Origin of the sequence: Streptomyces sp. H39-C1 (assembly GCF_027158125.1) — a bacterium.
GTDB lineage: Bacteria > Actinomycetota > Actinomycetes > Streptomycetales > Streptomycetaceae > Actinacidiphila > Actinacidiphila fildesensis.
Map to the genome: position 1 here is coordinate 72,831 of NZ_JAPVLS010000002.1, position 17,859 is coordinate 90,689.

Below are 17,859 nucleotides of genomic sequence, written 5' to 3' on the forward strand. Positions count from 1 at the left end.
AGACCCTCCCTCGTCCGGCGGCTCGACCGGTCCCGGATCTCCGCTGCCAACGTCCCTCCCTGGAAGGCGAATCGGTTCGACCCCCCTTTTCGGTCGACGGTGAAACAGCCCGACTGAAGCCGTCCGCAAATGGGGGTTGGACGGTGGCGAATCGTCCGACGGATTGGCATGTGCTGGACCTGGACCGCGATCCGGTGCCCGGGGACCCGTACGAAGTGAAGGAACTGGCCCGCAAGCTCGGTGACTTCGCGGACGACGTGTCCTCGGCACTGCGCTCGGTGCGCGGGCGGTCTGGGCGAACGGGGGCTGGACGGGCTCAAAGGCCTGCGCGGCAGCGTCGACAACGCCCTGGAGAAGGCCAACCATGGCCGGCAAGTGCAAGGGCGGCGACCCTATCGATCTCGTGACCGGCGAGATGCTGATGTCCGCGACCGATGTCCGGCTGCCGGGGCTCCTTCCGCTGACCATCGAGCGCCATCATGGGACAAGATGCTCAAGCGGGTGTCGTTCCAGTACCAGCGGTTCGTCACGCACACCGACTACGAGCAGGTCCGGAAGCTCGGCGACCGCAAGATCCATGTGGACGGGGGACCGGACGCCAACGGGTTCATGGTCGAGAGCAAGTGGACCGGCAACGAGAACCAGTGGGCGTCCTCGCAGTACAACCCCGCGCACACGCACGACGACGAGAGCAAGATCACCAGTCAGGCGGAGAAACTGCTCGACCTCAACGACGCGCTCGGCGGCAACGGACTGCGGTACGCCATCTCCAGCCCGCAGGGCGCCGCCCCCTTCCCGGAGCTTCTCAGCGGGAAGTTCCCGGAGCACTTCGCTGATGGCAGAGACTGAAGATCTTCCATGTTCCTGCGATGGGAATGAACAGATGAACGAGGTTCTCGCAGTCCTCGACCGGCTTCGCGACGCCGGCGAACTCTCCGGCGAGACCGCCGCCGACGCGCTCGGGGCAGCCGGGTGGGCCGTGAATCGGCAGTTCGCGGGGGAGTCCTTCGCCCGGCACTGGGAGCGCGGCGAGTTGGTGGCCGGGATCCAGGGGGACGGTCCTGACGCACGGGTCGAGTTCAGCCTGTGGCTGCGGGACGTCGACGGCGACGAGGACGGAGATGCCGACGACTGGGACCCGGACGCCGACGCGGACGATCTGGACGCCGCGTACGAGGCGGCACTGGCCGGTCTGGTGAACGAGGCGGAGGCACCGCTCGCCGCCACCGGATTCACCGCTGTCGACGAGAGCGGGGACGCGGACGAGGACGCGACCGGCGGTCTGGACTACATCGCCCACCGGGCGTGGCGCGCCGGCCGGCGCGTCTTCCTGCTGGGTGCGATCCAGGACGACACGGACCTTCCGGTACGCGTGGTCGCCGTCGTCACCTGACGCGATCCGCCGGGGTGGCCGACCATCGCACCGCCGACCCGACCCGCACGGGGTTCGGGTCGGCGGTGCGTCCGGTCGGCGCTTCAGCCGGTCAGCGGAGCGACCTCCGGGCCGGGCTCGTGCCCTGCGCGGTCGCCCCGGCCCAGAACCCGCACTGGTGATCCGCCGCGAAAGCGGTGGACGTACGGTCGGCCACGGGGTTGAGGGTGAGGACCGTGTGCCGGGGGCCGGCCGCCGGCCACGGGGTCTGTCCGGCCACGCCGGGGTTGCCGGAGCGGGCGAACGCGGCCCAGTAGCGCTTCATGCGGTCGGCGAGGCCGACCTGGGCACCGGTCAGCGGGCGGTCGCCCATGGTGAAGTCGTAGAGGTAGGCGAGTTCCGCGCTGTGCGCGTTGGCCATGTCGACTCCCGGGACCTGCGCCCCGTACAGCGTCGGTGAGTCCGGGTCGTCGAACTCGTAGACGTACGTGGGCACCTGTCCGGCGAAGGTGTCGGCCGTCCAGTAGGTGTGGCAGGCGAAGGTGGAGTCGGTGAGCAGCGCGGACATCGCGAGGTACGGGCTGGCGTATCCGGCCAGCGGATAGCGTGCCAGCACCTGTGACGCCGCCGGCCCGTACGTCGCCGTGATCTGGTCCGTGTACTGCTGCGCGGTCAGATACGGCTGGGTCAGCGCGACGAAGAGCCTGCTCTCGGAGCGGTTGCTGCCGATCAGGACCGGCACCTTGTTCCAGGCCCCGGCGGCGATCGCCTCGGAGGGCTGCGCGGGCAGCAGGAGATCACCGAACGCGGGCCCGCTCGTCGGCAGCGTGACGGCGGCCGCCGTCAGCCGGTCCGCCGGGGCGGCCCGCAGACAGCCGGCGCTCACCTTCGGGTCGGGGCAGCCGGCCGCGGTGGCGTAGGTCCGGGCCGCGGTCTCCGCCTGGGCACGGTCCGGTGCGGCCAGCAGCGTGCACGGACCGCTCTGCAGGACGGCGCGGGAGTACAGCCCGGCCGCCCGCGGTGCGGCGAGCAGCGAGCAGACCGAACCGCTGCCCGCGGACTGCCCGGAGATCGTGATGTTGCCCGGTGCACCGCCGAACGCCGCGATGTTCTGCTTGGTCCACTGCAGGGCCGCGAGCTGGTCCATGAGGCCCCAGGACCCGGAGCGCAGCGCGTTCTGCCGCGCGAGCTCCGGCAGTGCCAGGTAACCGAGCTGGCCGAGCCGGTAGTTGATGCTGACCACCACGGTATGGGTGAGGTCGGCCATGGTGCGGCCACCGAACTGGGTCCCGGTGCCCTGGCTGTAGCCGCCCCCGTGCATCCAGAAGAGCACCGGCAGGTTCGCTCCCGGACGGGCGTCCCGAGGGCGGTACACGTCGAGGTAGAGGCAGTTCTCGCTGACGGCCTGCGGGTCCCGCAGCCCGAACGGTGAGAACTGCAGACACGCGGGTGCCTGCGTCGTCGCGTCCCGTACCCCGTTCCACCGGGCCGGCCGCTCCGGCGCCTGGAACCGCAGGTTGCCGACGGGCGGCGCCGCATAGGGAATGCCGAGGAACTCCTGCGCCCCGTCATGGACCTGCCCCCGCAGGATGCCGTCGGAGACCGCCACCACCGGCGGGCTCGCGGACCCCTTGGCGGACGGCGCGGCGGAGGCGGGCAGCGCTTGGAGGAACAGGGCGGCCAGCGCGAACAGAACCACGAGACGGAGGGGCCGTCGGGAGCGGGGCCCGGATCTTGCGGCGTGGTCGGTCACGGGCGCAGCCCGGCGAGCAGGGCGGTGGCCGCCGCGAAGTCGGCCGGGCCGCTGTTCCAGTCGGCGTTCATGGGGGCGATGGAGACCTTGTCGGCGTTGACCGCCGCCACGTCGGAGCCCTTCGCGGGAGTGAGCGGGTCGAAGGAGACCGTGACCTTCCACGTGCCGTCGCCCGCGTCGGCGTAGTGCGGGGTGAGCACCGTCTGGGCGTCCTGGAAGGTGAGGGAGACACCGCGCGCGGTGCCGGTGCCGTCCGTGCCGACGATGGGGTGGTTGACGTTCAGACCGACACCGTCGGGCAGCAGGTGCCCGGACTTCGCGCGGGCCTGGAGCCGGTCGATGAGCTTGACGGTGAAGTCGGCGGTGACGCGCATGGCGTTGAGGGTGGGCCCGGGGGCGGGCACGGAGAAACTGCCGGTGCTCACCGCGATGGCGGGGATGCCCCGTTCCAGGGCGGCGATGGCGCCTCCGACGGTGCCGGAGTGGGTGGCGAAGCCCGCCACGTTGGTCCCGAAGTTGGTGCCCGAGATCACCAGGTCGGGGGCCCGGTCGGCGAACACCTGGGAGAGCCCGAAGGCCACCGCGTCGCCCGGGGTGCCGTCCACGGCCCACACCTGGGCCTCGGGGTGCTGCACCACGACGCTGGTCGCGCTCATCATCTTCGTTCCGGCGCCGCTCTGGTTCTGCAGCGGGGCGACGATGGTGACCTGATGGCCGGCGGCGGTCAGCCGGTCGTACTCGGCCCGGATACCGGGCGCGTTGTAGCCGTCGTCGTTGGTGAGCAGGATGCGCAGCGGGCCGGAGGGCGCGGCGGGTTGGGCCGCGGCCGCGGGCAGTGTCACAGAGGCGGCGGACAAGCACAACAGCAGGGCGGCCGAGGACAGCACGTGCTGACGTCTCACGGTGTTGCTCCTTTGAGTCGGGGCAGCGGTGGGACCGGCGGGTGGCGGACCGGTGGACGGTCCGCGACCCGCCGGAGTTCTTGTCGGATCAGGTCTCCGGATCCGGCGGACGACGCGGATACCGGGAACAGGGGTGATGCCGTGGATGCCGGAGTGAGCGGTGGCAGCCGGGTCAGCCGGTCAGCGGACGCTGCGGATCGGGAGGATCGCCAGCGCGCCCAGCAGCGACAGGGCGCCGCCGACCAGGAACAGCGGGGTATAGCCGCCGAGGGTGGTGACGATCGCGGACGCGACGAACGGGGCGATGATCTGCGGCCCGGCGTTGGCGATGTTGAGCACGCCCATGTCCCGGGCGGCGTCCTCCGCCCTGGGCAGGACGAGCGTGACGAGAGCGGTGTCCACCGCCATGAAGCAGCCGAAGGCCAGACCGTTGAGCGCGCTGAAGACGATCATCCCGGTCCAGGTGGGGCTGATCACGGGGACGGCCATGACCAGTCCCGCGAGGGTGGCCGAGACGGCGACGAACACCTTGCGCCGGTTCCAGCGGTCGGAGAGCAGACCGCCGACCACGGTCGAGACGGCCATCGCGACCATCGAGACCGGGGTGAGGATCGCCATCGCCGTGGCCGGTTCCAGACCGGCGGGCAGCGCGATGTGATCGTCCAGGATGTACAGCTGGTATCCGGCGACCGAGAAGTATCCGAGCACCATCAGGGCCCGGCCGATGAAGGCCCAGCGGAAGTCGTGATGGGACAGCGCCGACAGGAACGCGGCCAGCTGTTCGCGGCGCGGTACGGCCGGTGCGGGCTCGCGCCGGGGCACATCGCGGCAGAGCGTCGTCAGCAGGACCGCGGCGCCGGCGACGAGCACCCCGAACACCAGGTAGCCGGTGCGCAGATGGTGTGCGGTCTGTGAGCCGATCAGCACGCCGACCGTGCCGCCGATCGGCAGCGCCAGCCCGACGAGTGCGGACGCCGTTCCGCGGCGGGCGGCGGGAATGCGGTCGGGCACCACGGCGGTGACCGCGGCCTGGTAGACGTTCATCGTCGCCTGCACCAAGCACCATCCGATGCCCACCAGCAGCGCGGTGTGCACACTGCCGATGAACGCGAGGCCCGCGAGCGAGGCGAAGGCGCCGCCCAGGATCCAGGGGTTGCGTCGGCCGGTCCGGTCCGACAACGCGCCGGCGATCGGGTTGAACGCGGTGGCGAAGACCGCGCTGATGCCGCCCACCACGCCCAGGATGGCGACCTTGTGGGCGGGATCGATCGACTCGATCTGGGTCGGCAGCAGAACCGCGCCGACACCCATGTACACAGCCAGCATGGATGCGTTGGCCACCAGCAGCAGTGTCAGGAGTCCACGGTGTCGTGGCGTCTCCGGTGCCGGGCGGGTGGGCGGCTGGAGCACTTCGGTCGCGGTCAATGCGTCCTCCGGAGTCCGAGGGCCGCGGCCGGGGCGCGGCGGATGCTGAGGGCGTACATGTCGACTCCTTGAGGGACGGAGCGGTGGCGTGGATCGGGAGCGGGGGAGGGAAAGGGGCCCGGGTTCGAGCGGTGGTGGCGGGGTGACCCGGGCGGTGCGGACACGTCATCGCCATGATTGGTTACACGTGTTATCCAACGCGGTAAGCACTGTGTAGCACCCTTCCGCTTCCCGCACCAGATCTGTTTCCGAACCGCGATACGGATCGTGATGATCGGTTGGGCCGGAAGATATTCACGTGTAACTAATCCGGTCGCGGCACTGTGCAGACGTGAGCCGCTGTGCTGGGGTGGGCCCGAGAATCCGCACTCTCGGCCCGGGCGGGCCTGGGATTCCACGCTCCCCGGTCGGATGGGGGCGGATCTCGTACCGCCTCGGGGTCGGCGGGAAGCGCTTCGATGTGTATCGTCTTCGTTGCGACGGTCAAAAATGCGCAATGCCTACCGGCGGCGCGAGACCGCCCGGGAGCCGGGTGCTCCCCAGACGCGAACGCGCGGGGACACCCTCGGCCCGCACCGCCCCGAACCCGCCCGCTCCGCATCCCTTCGCTCCGCACCGGGGGCCGCCACGAGCCGGCCGCGCGGCGGCGATACCCCCTGCGCACATCCTGCGCGGACCCCTGAGCACAGCACTGCGTACAGCCGTCCGTCCCCTCGCCACGTGCCCCGGGCCCGTCCGCCCGGTGAGCCGACCGTGAAAGGCCGATCATGCAGAACGCGACTCACCTGTCCGATCCACCGCCACCACCACCGGTGGCGCCGCTTCGGCACCATCTCCCCGCCATCCCGCCCCGGGGCGCTCTGGTTGCGGGCATCACCCTGCTGTCGCTGGCCGCGGGCATCGGACTGATGCTCCGCGGTGACCGGCCCCCGTTCTTCGAAGGTCTCGACGACCGCTGGCTGGTGTGGATGACCGGGGAGCGTACGGGTACGGCCTCCGACCTGGCCCGCGATCTCGACCGGCTGGGCGGGCCGTTGGGCCTCGTCTTCCCCCTCGGCCTGATCGGCTGTCTGTGTGTGTACGGGCGTTGGAGGTCCGCGATCTTCGTCTTCACATCCGCCGTACTCGCGAACATCCTGGTGATTCTGCCGCTGAAGCAGGTGGTCGACCGGCCGCGTCCGCCCCGGCCGTGGGTTCTGGTGAACAGCGGCTCGTTCCCCTCCGGGGAGGTCTTCACCGCGACGACGCTGGTGATCGCGGTCGCGGTGGTAGCGTTCCGGCCCCGCGCGCGGCGCTGGTGGTGGCTGATCGGCGGCTCCTATGTCGCCGCGATGATGTGGAGCCGTACCTGGCTGCACGCGCAGTGGCTCAGCGACACCGTCGCGGGGCTGCTGGCCGGCGCCGGCACCGGCCTGCTGGTCTGGCTGGCCTTCGCGCCGCTGCTCAGGGGGGAAGCGGTGCGCGCGGCCGCCGACCGGCTGTGGGAGTGACGGCGGGACCGTCCGGCGCGCCACGGCCGACCCGCTACCTTGGCGACGGGGGCGACCGGGCACGGGGCGGCCGCACGACGACGCCGCACGATCTCGAGGAGACATAGCGCTGTGCGAGAGCTCGCTTTGGGGATCGCTCTGGGTTTCAGCGCCGGCATCAGCCCGGGACCGCTGCTGGTGCTGGTGCTGACCGGGACGCTGCGGGGCGGTCTGGGGATCGGGTTGAGGGTCGCCGCCGTTCCGCTCCTCACCGACCTGCCGGTGATCGTGTCGGCCGTGACGGTACTGGCCATGTTGCCGGACGCGGCGATCTCCATGGGCGGCGTCGTCGGAGGGTTCTTCCTCCTGTACCTGGCGCTGTCCACGCTGCGCGAGGCCCGGACCGCGCAACTGCCCAGCCGTGACGGGTCGGATGCCGGGGACCAGGCGAAGCGGGCCCTGTGGCAGGGGGCGCTGGCCAACCTCCTCAGCCCGCACCCGTGGATGTTCTGGCTCACCACGGGCGCGCCGTTGCTCGTCGCGGCCTGGCGGCACGGGTCCCTGGAGGCCGGGTCGTTCCTGTTCGGGTTCTACCTCCTGCTGGTGGGTAGCAAGGCGTCGCTGGCCCTCGTCATCGCCCGCGCCCGGCACCGGATCGGAACGCGGGGCTTCCGCTGGACACTCGCCGGGTCCGGCGTCCTGCTGATGGCCGCGTCCGGGCTGCTGCTCGCGGAGTTCGGCCCGGGGCTGGTGGCCACGCTCCGGACGACCGCCACCTCATGAACCCCGGCGAACCGCTCCAGGCCGACCGTCCCGGATGAAGGCCCGGATCCCTCAGGAGACCGGGGCTGACTCCAGGTGTGCCTTGAGGCGCTGCAGCGTGGTGGTGATGTTGGAGTTGTTGGCGCCGATACGGTCGAACACGCCGGTGATCACGATGGCGAAGGGGATGAACCACAGCGGGACCCGCAGCCAGTTGGTCTCGGTGACGGTACAGCCCTCGGCGCTGGGTTCGATGTCGTACTGCCAGCGGGAGATGGGGATCCTGAGCGGCGCCGTCACCTCGTAGGCGAAGCGCCGTGCGGGGTCGGCGTCCGTGATGCGGCACGTGGTCGCCCAGCGCCGGAGACCGTTCCGGTTGTAGCCCTGGAAGCGTGCGCCGACGGCCGGGGTCCCCGCGCCGTTCAGCCAACGGGCGCGGTGCGCCTCCTCGGCGAAGCGGATCATGACAGGTGGATCGCTGATGATGCGGTACGCCTCGGTCGGGGGCACCCGGATGGTCACCGTGCCGGTCGCTGCGGCCTCAGGGAATCGCGGTATGCGCATGGGGTTGTCTCCTCCGCTGACGGGTGACCCGGGGTGCTGGTCATGATGGCTGGTCACGAGGTGAGTTCACGACGGAGGGCGTGGGCGATCCCGTCGGCCTGGTCGGCCGGCACACACTCCCGCTCAGGGCGTTGGAGCAGGCCGAACACGTGGGGGCCACGCAGTTCCCGGGGCAGGTCCGGCATCCGCGGCACGATGTGGAAGTGGACGTGCGCGAAGCCCTCGGCCTCGGCGAACTGTACGACGTAGGTCTTCGCGCACCCCGTCACCCGGTGCAGGGCCCGGGAGAGCCTGACCTGCCAGCTTCCGAGGGCGGCGGCCTCCGCGTCGGTGAGCTCGTGCACCGCGGTGACGTGGCGGCGGGGCAGGAGCACCAGCCAGCCGGGCAGCGCGGTGTCGAGTGCGTGGACCACGCGCCAGTGCTCGTCGGCGACGATGCGCTCGCGCGGCGGCAGGTCGTCGAACCCGGACTCCTTGGCGCACGCGTAGCAGTTCGGTATCGGCATGCGCCTGAGCCTAGGGCCCGCCCGCCCTCAGGCCGAGGGCGATGTTCGGACAGGGCAATCCGGTCCGGGCTGCCGGCCGGACTACCGGGCCCCGGTGTCGCGGCGGAACAGGGCCGTCCACAGGAAGGGCTCGCCGAAGTACGCGGACTCCGGCGGTTCGTCGTGCATGCGGCGCAGTTCGATCTCCGTCAGGTCGGAGAAGATCCAGCGCAGGGACTCCGGGGTGTAGGCGAGTCCGCCCTGGAGGCCGGATTCGCGGTAGAAGTCCGTGTCGGGGAGTTCGGAGCCCATGCCGGCCTCGCCGGCCGCGAAGCACGTCAGGGCGAGATGTCCGCCGGGGGCGAGGGCACGGTCGAGGAGGGCGAGGTAGCTGATGCGGCGGTGGGGCGGCAGGTGGTGGAAACAGCCCGAGTCGTGGATGAGGTCGTACGGGCCGTTCAGTTCGGCATCCGTGAGGGCGAAGGCGTCGGCGCAGTGGAACCGGATGTCGGCCCCTGCCTCGCGGGCGCGGTCCTCGGCCCACGTGATGGCGGCGGGGGAGATGTCGACGGCGTCCACCTCGAAGCCCAGCGAGGCGAGGTGGAGGGCGTTACGGCCAGGGCCGCAGCCCAGATCGAGGGCGCGGCCCGGAGCGATCAGGCCCCGGTCGAGGTAGGAGGCCAGGCTCTCGTCCGGCCTCGCGACGAAGAACGGCACCGGCCTGGAGCGGTCCGCGTAGAAGCCGTCCCACCAGTCGGCCGCGCCGGCCGTCCAGCGATCGGCCCCGGGCGCGAACAGGCCGTCCAGGAGCTGCAGAACGTCGTCGACCGTGCGTATGTTCCGGTCCATCCGGACCCCCTTTCGCGAAGGGCAATCCTATGCCAGAAGACGGTGAAAGGCCAGGTCAGATGGGGTTTTGCGGAGGCGCCAGGGGATGCTCTGCGGGCCCGCGCCGGGGGCCTGGCGCCCCTCACCCCCGACCCCGCGCACCCGGTCGCCCACGCCTCCGCCGAAGCCCGTGACGGAGGCATTCCCCGGCACCCTCAGGTGACTTTCCGATCAGCCCGGAGCCGCGGGTCCGGCGGCTGCGTCGCGTCAGTGCACGGTTCCGGCGTACCGCTGGACGAGCCCGGTGCCGGTGCCGGCCGTGACAGTGACGTCGTAGCGGCCGCCGTCCAGCGGCCAGGTGAGGGTGGTGCGGGAGTTGGGGGCCACCGTAACGGTCTGCGCGGTGCCGGCGTAGTCGTTCGGGGTGATGGCGAAGGAGACTCCGGTCAGTCCGTCGTTGACGAGGTTCAGGCTGAGGGATGTGCCGAGGGACGCCGTCACCGACGGCACCGCGGCGTCGTTCCGGCCGGCGGGGACGACCGTTCCGGCGAAGCGGCGGACGAAGCCGTCGGGGCCGTGCACGGTGAAGTCGTAGCGTGCGTCGGCCTCCGACGTGACCCACGTGTAGGTCTTCGAGGCGCCCGGGGCGACCGTGAACGGGGTGCCGGCGAAGGTGTACGTGATGTTCGGGTAGACGGTGTAGTGGAAGCCGGCCGCACCGGCGTTGGTCATGGTGCAGGTCAGTACACCGGTCGCGCGGTCGACCGCGACTTCGGCGCCCGGGGCGTAGGGCAGTCGGCGATGCGGCCGCGCCGCGGTCTCCTGCGCGGGTACGTACTGGGTGCCGGGGGCGGGCAGGGCGACGGCGGGGAGTTGCGTTCCGGCGTCGGCCTTGGCCATCAGCGCGACGGTGTCGGGCAGTTCGGGGATGCTGTAGTCCGGTGTGGTGAAGTCGAAGCAACTGGTGAGGTCGCCGCACACGGTCCGGCGCCAGGCGCTGATGTTCGGCTCCTGGACACCCGTCACCTTCTCCAGGAAGCGCAGTACGGAGGTGTGGTCGGAGACCTGGGAATTGACGTACCCGCCACGCGACCAGGGGGAGACCACCCACAGCGGCACCCGGCTGCCCAGCCCGACCGGCCGGCCCTGGGCGAACTCCTCAGGGGTGCCGGGCTCGGGGGTAGGCGGGATCATGTGGTCGAAGTAGCCGTCGTTCTCGTCGTACATCACCAGGAACACGGTCTCCTTCCACAGCTGCGGATTCGACATCAGCGACTGCAGGGCGGAGTTGACCCACCAGGCGCCGTAGTCCGGACTCGCGGTGGGGTGTTCGCAGTACACGTACGGCGCGACCAGCCAGGAGACGGTGGGCAGCGAGCCGTCCTTGCAGTGCTGGTCGAAGACGGTGAGATCGAACTTCGTCATCGCGTTGATGTACCGCGGATCGTTCTTGGCGTAGGTGTGGAACTGCTTGAAGTACGCGAGGGCGTTGTCGCCGTAGTCCCCGGTCAGATCGTCCTCGGTCGGATTGTGGTAGACGCGCCAGCTGACCTTGGCGGCCTCCAGCCGTTCCGCATAGGTCGTCCAGTCGGTGACGGGATTGTCGGCGCTCGCCGTGTTGTCGGTCCAGGGACCGGTGGTGCCGTCCCGGCCCGGTCCTGAGGTGCCGCTCCACAGATAGAGCCGGTTCGGGATCGTGGGGCCGGCCAGCGAACAGAAGTACGCGTCGCAGAGGGTGAACGCGTCGGCCAGCGCGTACTGGTACGGGATGTCCGCGCGGGTGAAGTAGCCCATGGTGCGCTCGCCCTTGGCGGCGATCCAGGCGTTCATCGCGCCGTTGTTGACGGCCTGGTGCCCGGTGGAGAAGTCGTGCGGGAGGCCGGCGGCGTTCTGCGCGTTGTACTTCGACGTGTCCATCCGGTACGGGAGCATGACGCCGCCGTCGGTGCGGGCCGGGTCGGGCTGGCGGAAGACGTCGCCGCCGCCGGGGAACTGCAGGGCCTGCTTGTCATCGAAGCCGCGGACGCCGTTCAGGGTTCCGAAGTAGTGGTCGAAGGAGCGGTTCTCCTGCATCAGGATGACCACGTGCTTCACGTCGGCCACGGTGCCGGTGGGGGCCGCGGCCGCGTCCTGGGCGAGACCGACCATGGTGGCCGCGCCGGCGGCGGTGGCCGACAGGAAGGTACGGCGGCTGAGCGGAGTCATCGATCGGCCTTTCGGAGCGCGACGGTGGCGATGGCAGCGGCGGCGTCGCAGGGCCGCACAGGAGTGGCGGCGCTCGCGCCCGCAATTCGGCAGGGGCCGGTCGGGGTGACGACCCATCAGTGATCCACGGCTGGCGTGGAGTATTCCACGCGGGTCCCATGAAAGGAATTCTGGAAAAGGTTTTGGATTCGGTGTCGAAAAATCCCGCCGGCATTGCGGCTGATTATCCGACCGGAGTTCCCCCGCGGGAGCCGGCCGCACGAGAGGTTTCGTATGCTCGGCCCATGACGGTGAGCTATGTGATCGACGGCGGCGAGGTCACGGACCTGGAGCGCTTCTGGCAGCTGATCGGCGAGGCGGTGAACGGCCCCGGCGGGTACTTCGGCCGCAACCTCGACGCGTTCAACGACTGCCTGCGCGGTGGGTTCGGAACACCCGATGACGACGACTTCGTCATCGAGTGGCGCGACCACCAGCTCTCCCGGCAGGCCCTCGGCTACCCGGAGACCGTGCGGCAGCTCCGCATCCGGCTGGGGCGCTGCCACCCCACCAACCGGGAGCTGGTCCAACGGGACCTGGAGCGCGCCGAGGCGGAACAGGGCAGGACGGTCTTCGACTGGCTGGTGGACATCATGACGGAGGGTGGCAGGACACCCGAAGTGCTGCGGTTGCTCTGACCGGCCGGATCGCCGCCGATCGATGCCGGCCAGGGGAAGGATTGAGCCGTTTCGCCGCCTGTGCGGCCTGACGCGGCCCTGCGGGACGTACTGTTCACCTCGGCCTGATCCGCGTCGCCGCAGTCCGAGTGCGGGTCCGGCGGGCGCCAAGGCGGGCGCTGACAGCGGACGCCGGTGGGGCCGTGAGCAACGTCGGCAACGGGCTTGCTGCGCCCCTGGGGCGGCGGCCCCGTACGGGATTCCGGGGGGACCCTATGCTGCGCATTCATTTCACGACGGAGGACCTCCAGCGGATAACGCTGGTCCAGCATCCTGATCCGCTCTGGGAGATCGTCTGCAGTATCTGCCGCCTGCAGGACCGCGGCGGTGCCGGAACGTTCGGCGCCTGGCGCCGCTCGTCGGCCGGTGAGATGCAGCGGCACGGGGCGGCGCACCGGGCCGCCTCCATGCTGCGGACGCTGGTCCCGCTGGGCCCGTACTTCCCCGACTTCCTGACTCCCGCGATCTCGTCGCCCGATCTGGCCACCTCGGTCGACCGGGTGCTCTCGACACCGCAACGCCGCATCACCGCGGAACTGCAGATGCTCGGTGCGGCCACACCGGCGACATCTCCCTTCCTGGCGGATCTCGCGCATGCCGGTGCCGGCGCGCTGGCCGCTCTGAAATGGGCTCTGGTCACCTATGAGAAGACGCTCATCGCCCCCGTCTGGGAGCGGCTCTCCTCGACGGTGAGCGCGGACATCGCGCTGCGGGCCAGGGCGTTGATGACGGGCGGTACGGAAGGACTGCTCGACAGTCTGCGTCCGATGGCGCAATGGGAGTCGCCGGTCCTGCGGGTCCGCTACCCCGTCGACAAGGACCTCCATCTGCAGGGCCGTGGCCTGCGGCTCGTGCCGTCCTTCTTCTGCCGGCGCGAACCCGTCACTCTGGCGGACCCGGGGTTGCCGCCGACTCTCGTCTATCCGGTGGACCGGTCCGCCGGCCCGGCGCAGGACGTGTCCGCGGAGAACCTGGCGGGCCTGCTGGGACGGACCCGGGCCGCGCTCCTGGCATCGGTCGCCGTCGGCAACTGCCGGTCCACCACGCATCTCTCGGCGGCGATCAGGGTGTCGGTGCCCACCGCCAGCCAGCAACTCGCCGTGCTGCGTGACGCGGGGCTGATCGTCAGCAGACGCGAAGGAAAGCACCAACTGCACTCGGTGACGCCGCTGGGGCTCCAGCTTCTCGACGGCCGCGCCATCTCCCTGGCGGGCCACGGCGGTTCACTCCGGGAACCGCACGCGTTCTGACGTGGACCGAAGTGGGCGGCAGGGGTGCGCCGTGTCACGACAGGCAGCGGACACGACAGCGGGGCCAGCGGGGGCCAGCACTCGACAACATGCTGTCGATATGACAACATGTTGCGTATGGAGACGAGAGAGCACGAGACGAAGACGGTGTACGTGGCGGTGTACGACACATGGTCCGACTGGGAGGTCGGGCATGCGATCGCGCACATCAACAGCACGCAGTGGCAGCGCCGGCCCGGCCGGTACCAGGTGCGGACGGTGGGTACGAGCACGGAGCCGGTGACCACAGCGGGAGGTGTGCGGATCGTCCCCGACGTCGCGCTGGCCGGGATCTCGCCGCAGGAGGCCGCGCTGCTCATCCTGCCGGGCGCCGGCCTGTGGGACCTGTCGGACGATCTCGCCGCCTTCGGGCGCGCGGCGCGTGATTTCCTCGCGGCCGGTGTCCCCGTCGCCGCGATCTGCGGTGCGACCGCCGGTCTGGCCCGTGAAGGGCTGCTCGACGACCGTGAACACACCAGCGCCGCGGCCGAGTACCTCGCCGCGACCGGCTACAAGGGCGGCGACCGCTACCGGGACGCGCCGGCGGTGACGACCGGCGACCTGATCACGGCCGGGCCGACCGAACCGGTCGCGTTCGCCCGCGAGATCTTCGCCAGGCTCGACCTCTACGAGCCGCACGTCCTGGACGCCTGGTACCGGCTGTTCGCGCACTCCGACCCGAGCGCGTTCCCCGTGCTGATGGCGGCCGGATCGTGAAGGACGGCGAGCTGCTGTCCGGGACGGCGCTGGCCGTCTTCCGGCTCAACGGCCAGTTCCTCGAGGTCTCCGAACGGATGGCCCGGCCGGTGGGCCTGACCGCGGCATGGTGGCAGGTGCTGGGCGCCGTGCTGCGCGAGCCGCTGCCGGTCTCCGGTATCGCCAGGGCGATGGGCGTGACCCGGCAGGGTGTTCAGCGCATCGCCGACCTGCTGGCCGGCAAGGGCCTCGCCGAGTACGTGCCGAATCCGGCCCACCGCACGGCGAAACTGCTGCGCCCGACCGAGCAGGGACGAGCCGCGGTGCAGCGGATCGGCCCGGCTCACGCGGACGTGGCCGCGCGACTGGCCGACGAACTCGGCCCGGAGGATTTCGCGGCGACGCTTCGCGTCCTGGAAAGGCTGTCCGAGGCCATGGACGCGGTCGCGGGTGCAGATGGGGACTCGGCAGGGTGAACAGCGTTGTCGGCCGGTCACCAGGTCGGCGACCGCCGCCGCGTTCCGGATCGCCCAGGTCGCCTCGTCCGGCGGCCTGACCTTATCGGTCGTCGGCCGGCGGCAGACGATGGACCGCGGAGGGGGACTGCGGGCGCTGTCCGCCACCGCTCGCGATCATGCGGACCTGGCCCGCATCGCTGATCTCGGCGCGGATGATCTTGCTTGCGTCGACATAGATCGGATATCCGCCCGACCCGATCGCGGTCGTCGCGAAGACCTCGACGACCTGCTGGGCGGGTGCGCCGTCCACCGGAAGAGGGTTGGTGAAGGTGAGCTCGAAGCCCGCGCGCTCGGACATGGCGTACTCCCAACGGTGAGCGATACTTCGACGCTACGACCGCCGCAGGCGGCACGCGACCGCAGCCCGTCGCTGCTCCCCGTCGGGGACGGCAATGCGGAGGCTACGGCTTGTATTCCTGCCATTTCGTGACGGCCGCTTTGGGATTCCACGCCGAATTCGAGGTGTGTGTGGCCAGGCAGCGGTATTCCTTTCCCAAATACGACACCCGGTCATTCGCCGAATACTGCTTCTTGACTTTCCAGTCCGAAAATCCTGCTGCCATGCGAGGGCGCCCCTTCACTGGACCGGCTCACTGCCGACCTACCTGGATCTTCCCACGGCGATCCGCCACGCCCCTCCAGGCCATCGGTCCACGGCACCCGACTCAGCGATCGACCGGGCCCTGCTGGTCGGCCGTGGCCGGGTGGTTCTGCTGGCCGGGGACGGTTCCGTCGGTGCCGGAGATGTACTGGTCCGCCTGGGACTGGAACATGCGGTGGTAACGACCGGCCTTGTCGGCCAGGAGTTCCTGGTGGGTGCCCTGTTCCACCAGGAGGCCCTCGTGGAGGACGTAGATCAGGTCGGCGTGCTGGACGGCTGCCATGCGGTGCGTCACCAGGACGACCGTGGTGGTCGGCGAGCGGAGCCGGCGGATCTTCTCGAAGCAGGCGATCTCCGCCTCAGGATCCAGCGCCGAGGTCGGCTCGTCGACGATGATCAGAGACGCGTCGCGATACCGGGTACGGCTGAGCCCGATGGTCTGCCACTGGCCGCCGGACAGTTCCGATCCGCCGCGGAACTGCAGGGCCAGGAGGGTCTTCATGCCGTGGGGGAGGGCGTTGATGACCGCGTCCGCGCCGGAGAACGCGGCCGCCGCGGCCAGCTGCTCAGGCTCAGGGACCCGAGCGGGCTTGCCGATCGCCAGATTGGTCTCCGCGGTGAAGGGCCACCTCGCGAAGGACTGGTCGAGCAGCGCGATGTGCGAGAAGACCTGGTCCCGGTCGGCCTCCGCCAGATCGACCTTGTCCCACAGGATCCGGCCGGCCTGGGCCTTGTGGAGGCCGGCGAGCAGCTTCACCAGCGTGCTCTTGCCGGATCCGTTCGTTCCCACCAGCGCCACCACGGTGCCGGCGGAAAGGGTGAGCGAGATGTCGTCCAGGGCGGGCCGCTCACGATCCGGATAGTGGTAGGTGACGTGCTCGAAGCGGATCTCGGCCGGGTGCCCGGGTACCGGAACGCCGCCGACGGGAATGGCGCGGGCGGTCGCCTCCACGATGTACCGCTCCAGGTCACCGGCGTACAGGGACTCCTCATGGAGCCGGTTGACCGAGATTGGCCGATCCGGTCCGTACCGCCATGACCGCGGTACCGGCGACCGCCATGCTCATCCGGCCCGACAGCAGCAGCCACGCCAGCGTGACGTACGCCAGCAACGACGCGGCGCCCGACAGGGAGGCGGCCAGGAGCTCGGTGGCGGCCTTCTCCTTGGCCAGCCGCGTCTGCTCCGCCTCCGCGGTTCTGGCCATCTGGCCGAAGTGCCGCAGCAGGAAGCTCCCGACGCCGTGCACGCGGGTCTCCTGGGCGGCGCTGCGGCCGGTGATCGACTCTCCGATGACCCGGGCGGCACGCTCGTGCTCGATCCAGGCCATGGTGGAGGCGTAGCGGCGCTGGGCCACATGCAGCGCGCCCCACCCGCGCGGCGCCGCGATCAGCATCAGCAGGAACAGGAGCACCGGGTGCAGCACGGTGAGCACCCCGGCCGCGGCGACCAGGGAGAACGTGCCGTTCAGCGTCGCCACCATGGCGCTGATCATCTGGCGGGAGGACTGGGCGCCGAACTGCGCGGAGTCCAGCAGCTTGCGGAACGCCCCGTCCTCGACGGCTTCCAGTTCCACCCGCTCGGCGTGCCGCAGATACTCCTGGGTGGCCAGCCGCTCGACCTTCGGCTCCAGCCGGCCGGTGCCGGCCGTCGACAGCGACGCCGCCACCGCGCTGGTCACGGCGATGACCATGCCCACGATCAGCGCCGGCACCGCCGCGCGCACCCGCGCGACCGTGTCCCCGCTCCCGAACAGCGACTGCAGCACCTCGTTGGTGACGAGCAGACCGACGGCATGAGCCGCACCCTGGTAGATCTCGGCGAGGACCATCGTCAGCATGGCGGTCCGGTCGGCCCGCCAGGCCAGCCGGACGGTGCTGCCCACCAGCCGCGGTGCCGAGCGGGCCATGGACAGCGCCGACTGCTCCAGCATCGTGAAATCGTGCCGGGCCCATCCGTAGTCGTAGTGCAGTGCCCCGCCGAACAGCAGCTGTTCGCTGTCGGACACGACCCTCTCGACGGGTCGTGGCCGTCGTAACCACCTCCTCATCGCCGCACCGCCCAGGCGTCTGCGGGGTGGGTGTGCGGCGTCGTGCGGCAGGTGAGTATGGCGCGAGTCATGGCGGCGTCCTTCGACGGTTCGACGGTTCGGACCGCGCACGGCACTCGCTGATGCCGTGCGAAGGCCCGGAAGCATCTAGACCTGCCCACCTCCGGTCCGCATCACCGCTCGGCGGACCGATGGACAGAAGCACGCACGGAGCACAGCGGGCGGA

19 protein-coding genes are annotated in these 17,859 nt (G+C 70.6%); 8 read left to right on the forward strand and 11 right to left on the reverse strand.

Annotation, left to right across the window (positions count from 1 at the left end):
- Positions 1-489: 489 nt before the first annotated feature.
- Entirely contained in the window at positions 490-849 is a 360-nt protein-coding gene (locus O3W51_RS01735; protein WP_138351419.1) for a hypothetical protein, read from the forward strand.
- A 34-nt stretch (positions 850-883) separates the two neighbouring features.
- Positions 884-1,393, forward strand: coding sequence for a hypothetical protein (locus O3W51_RS01740; protein WP_138351420.1), 510 nt, complete (start codon positions 884-886; stop codon positions 1,391-1,393).
- Between the two features lie 91 nt (positions 1,394-1,484).
- Here O3W51_RS01740 and O3W51_RS01745 read toward each other — a convergent pair whose 3' ends face one another.
- The 3 genes from O3W51_RS01745 to O3W51_RS01755 form a co-directional block, all read right to left on the reverse strand.
- On the reverse strand, positions 1,485-3,071 hold the full coding sequence (locus O3W51_RS01745) for a carboxylesterase/lipase family protein (RefSeq protein ID WP_187144729.1): 1,587 nt from the start codon (positions 3,069-3,071) through the stop codon (positions 1,485-1,487).
- Positions 3,072-3,121: 50 nt separating this feature from the next.
- Complete coding sequence (surE, locus tag O3W51_RS01750) at positions 3,122-4,027, reverse strand: 5'/3'-nucleotidase SurE (protein ID WP_187144728.1); 906 nt, start codon at positions 4,025-4,027, stop codon at positions 3,122-3,124.
- 180 nt (positions 4,028-4,207) lie between these two features.
- Positions 4,208-5,452 carry an MFS transporter gene (locus O3W51_RS01755; RefSeq protein ID WP_269283171.1) on the reverse strand — a complete coding sequence of 415 codons (1,245 nt, stop codon included), beginning with the start codon at positions 5,450-5,452 and terminating at the stop codon, positions 4,208-4,210.
- A 767-nt stretch (positions 5,453-6,219) separates the two neighbouring features.
- Between O3W51_RS01755 and O3W51_RS01760 the strand changes: the two genes are divergently transcribed.
- Both O3W51_RS01760 and O3W51_RS01765 read left to right on the forward strand, forming a co-directional pair.
- Positions 6,220-6,942, forward strand: a complete 723-nt coding sequence (locus O3W51_RS01760; RefSeq protein ID WP_138351423.1) for a phosphatase PAP2 family protein — start codon at positions 6,220-6,222, stop codon at positions 6,940-6,942.
- A gap of 111 nt (positions 6,943-7,053) precedes the next feature.
- Positions 7,054-7,704, forward strand: coding sequence for a LysE family translocator (locus tag O3W51_RS01765; protein ID WP_269283175.1), 651 nt, complete (start codon positions 7,054-7,056; stop codon positions 7,702-7,704).
- A 51-nt stretch (positions 7,705-7,755) separates the two neighbouring features.
- On the opposite strand, the gene O3W51_RS01770 is transcribed toward O3W51_RS01765, so the two are convergent.
- The 4 genes from O3W51_RS01770 to O3W51_RS01785 form a co-directional block, all read right to left on the reverse strand.
- On the reverse strand, positions 7,756-8,247 hold the full coding sequence (locus tag O3W51_RS01770) for an SRPBCC family protein (protein ID WP_138351425.1): 492 nt from the start codon (positions 8,245-8,247) through the stop codon (positions 7,756-7,758).
- Positions 8,248-8,300: 53 nt separating this feature from the next.
- Positions 8,301-8,753 carry an HIT family protein gene (locus tag O3W51_RS01775; RefSeq protein ID WP_138351426.1) on the reverse strand — a complete coding sequence of 151 codons (453 nt, stop codon included), beginning with the start codon at positions 8,751-8,753 and terminating at the stop codon, positions 8,301-8,303.
- 81 nt (positions 8,754-8,834) lie between these two features.
- Complete coding sequence (locus O3W51_RS01780; RefSeq protein WP_269283181.1) at positions 8,835-9,581, reverse strand: class I SAM-dependent methyltransferase; 747 nt, start codon at positions 9,579-9,581, stop codon at positions 8,835-8,837.
- 246 nt (positions 9,582-9,827) lie between these two features.
- Complete coding sequence (locus O3W51_RS01785) at positions 9,828-11,765, reverse strand: phosphocholine-specific phospholipase C (RefSeq protein ID WP_138351428.1); 1,938 nt, start codon at positions 11,763-11,765, stop codon at positions 9,828-9,830.
- Between the two features lie 284 nt (positions 11,766-12,049).
- Between O3W51_RS01785 and O3W51_RS01790 the strand changes: the two genes are divergently transcribed.
- The 4 genes from O3W51_RS01790 (at position 12,050) to O3W51_RS01805 (ending at position 14,942) form a co-directional block, all read left to right on the forward strand.
- Positions 12,050-12,442, forward strand: a complete 393-nt coding sequence (locus O3W51_RS01790; RefSeq protein ID WP_138351429.1) for a barstar family protein — start codon at positions 12,050-12,052, stop codon at positions 12,440-12,442.
- A gap of 254 nt (positions 12,443-12,696) precedes the next feature.
- Positions 12,697-13,731, forward strand: coding sequence for an ArsR/SmtB family transcription factor (locus O3W51_RS01795; protein ID WP_138351430.1), 1,035 nt, complete (start codon positions 12,697-12,699; stop codon positions 13,729-13,731).
- A gap of 117 nt (positions 13,732-13,848) precedes the next feature.
- The gene (locus O3W51_RS01800) at positions 13,849-14,487 is read left to right on the forward strand and encodes a DJ-1/PfpI family protein (protein ID WP_269283188.1); all 639 of its coding nucleotides are present in this window, start codon (positions 13,849-13,851) and stop codon (positions 14,485-14,487) included.
- Complete coding sequence (locus O3W51_RS01805) at positions 14,484-14,942, forward strand: MarR family winged helix-turn-helix transcriptional regulator (protein WP_381586729.1); 459 nt, start codon at positions 14,484-14,486, stop codon at positions 14,940-14,942. The genes O3W51_RS01800 and O3W51_RS01805 overlap by 4 nt, the downstream gene beginning before the upstream one ends.
- A gap of 82 nt (positions 14,943-15,024) precedes the next feature.
- Here O3W51_RS01805 and O3W51_RS01810 read toward each other — a convergent pair whose 3' ends face one another.
- The 4 genes from O3W51_RS01810 to O3W51_RS48375 all read right to left on the reverse strand — a co-directional run bounded on the left by O3W51_RS01810 (position 15,025) and on the right by O3W51_RS48375 (position 17,591).
- Positions 15,025-15,282 carry a DUF6296 family protein gene (locus O3W51_RS01810; protein ID WP_138351433.1) on the reverse strand — a complete coding sequence of 86 codons (258 nt, stop codon included), beginning with the start codon at positions 15,280-15,282 and terminating at the stop codon, positions 15,025-15,027.
- A 103-nt stretch (positions 15,283-15,385) separates the two neighbouring features.
- Positions 15,386-15,547 (reverse strand): carbohydrate-binding protein, encoded by a 162-nt coding sequence (locus O3W51_RS01815; RefSeq protein ID WP_138351434.1) that lies wholly within the window; start codon positions 15,545-15,547, stop codon positions 15,386-15,388.
- Positions 15,548-15,649: 102 nt separating this feature from the next.
- On the reverse strand, positions 15,650-16,537 hold the full coding sequence (locus O3W51_RS48370) for an ATP-binding cassette domain-containing protein (protein ID WP_307811477.1): 888 nt from the start codon (positions 16,535-16,537) through the stop codon (positions 15,650-15,652).
- Between the two features lie 37 nt (positions 16,538-16,574).
- Positions 16,575-17,591, reverse strand: coding sequence for a hypothetical protein (locus O3W51_RS48375; RefSeq protein WP_306664990.1), 1,017 nt, complete (start codon positions 17,589-17,591; stop codon positions 16,575-16,577).
- Between the last annotated feature and the right edge of the window lie 268 nt (positions 17,592-17,859).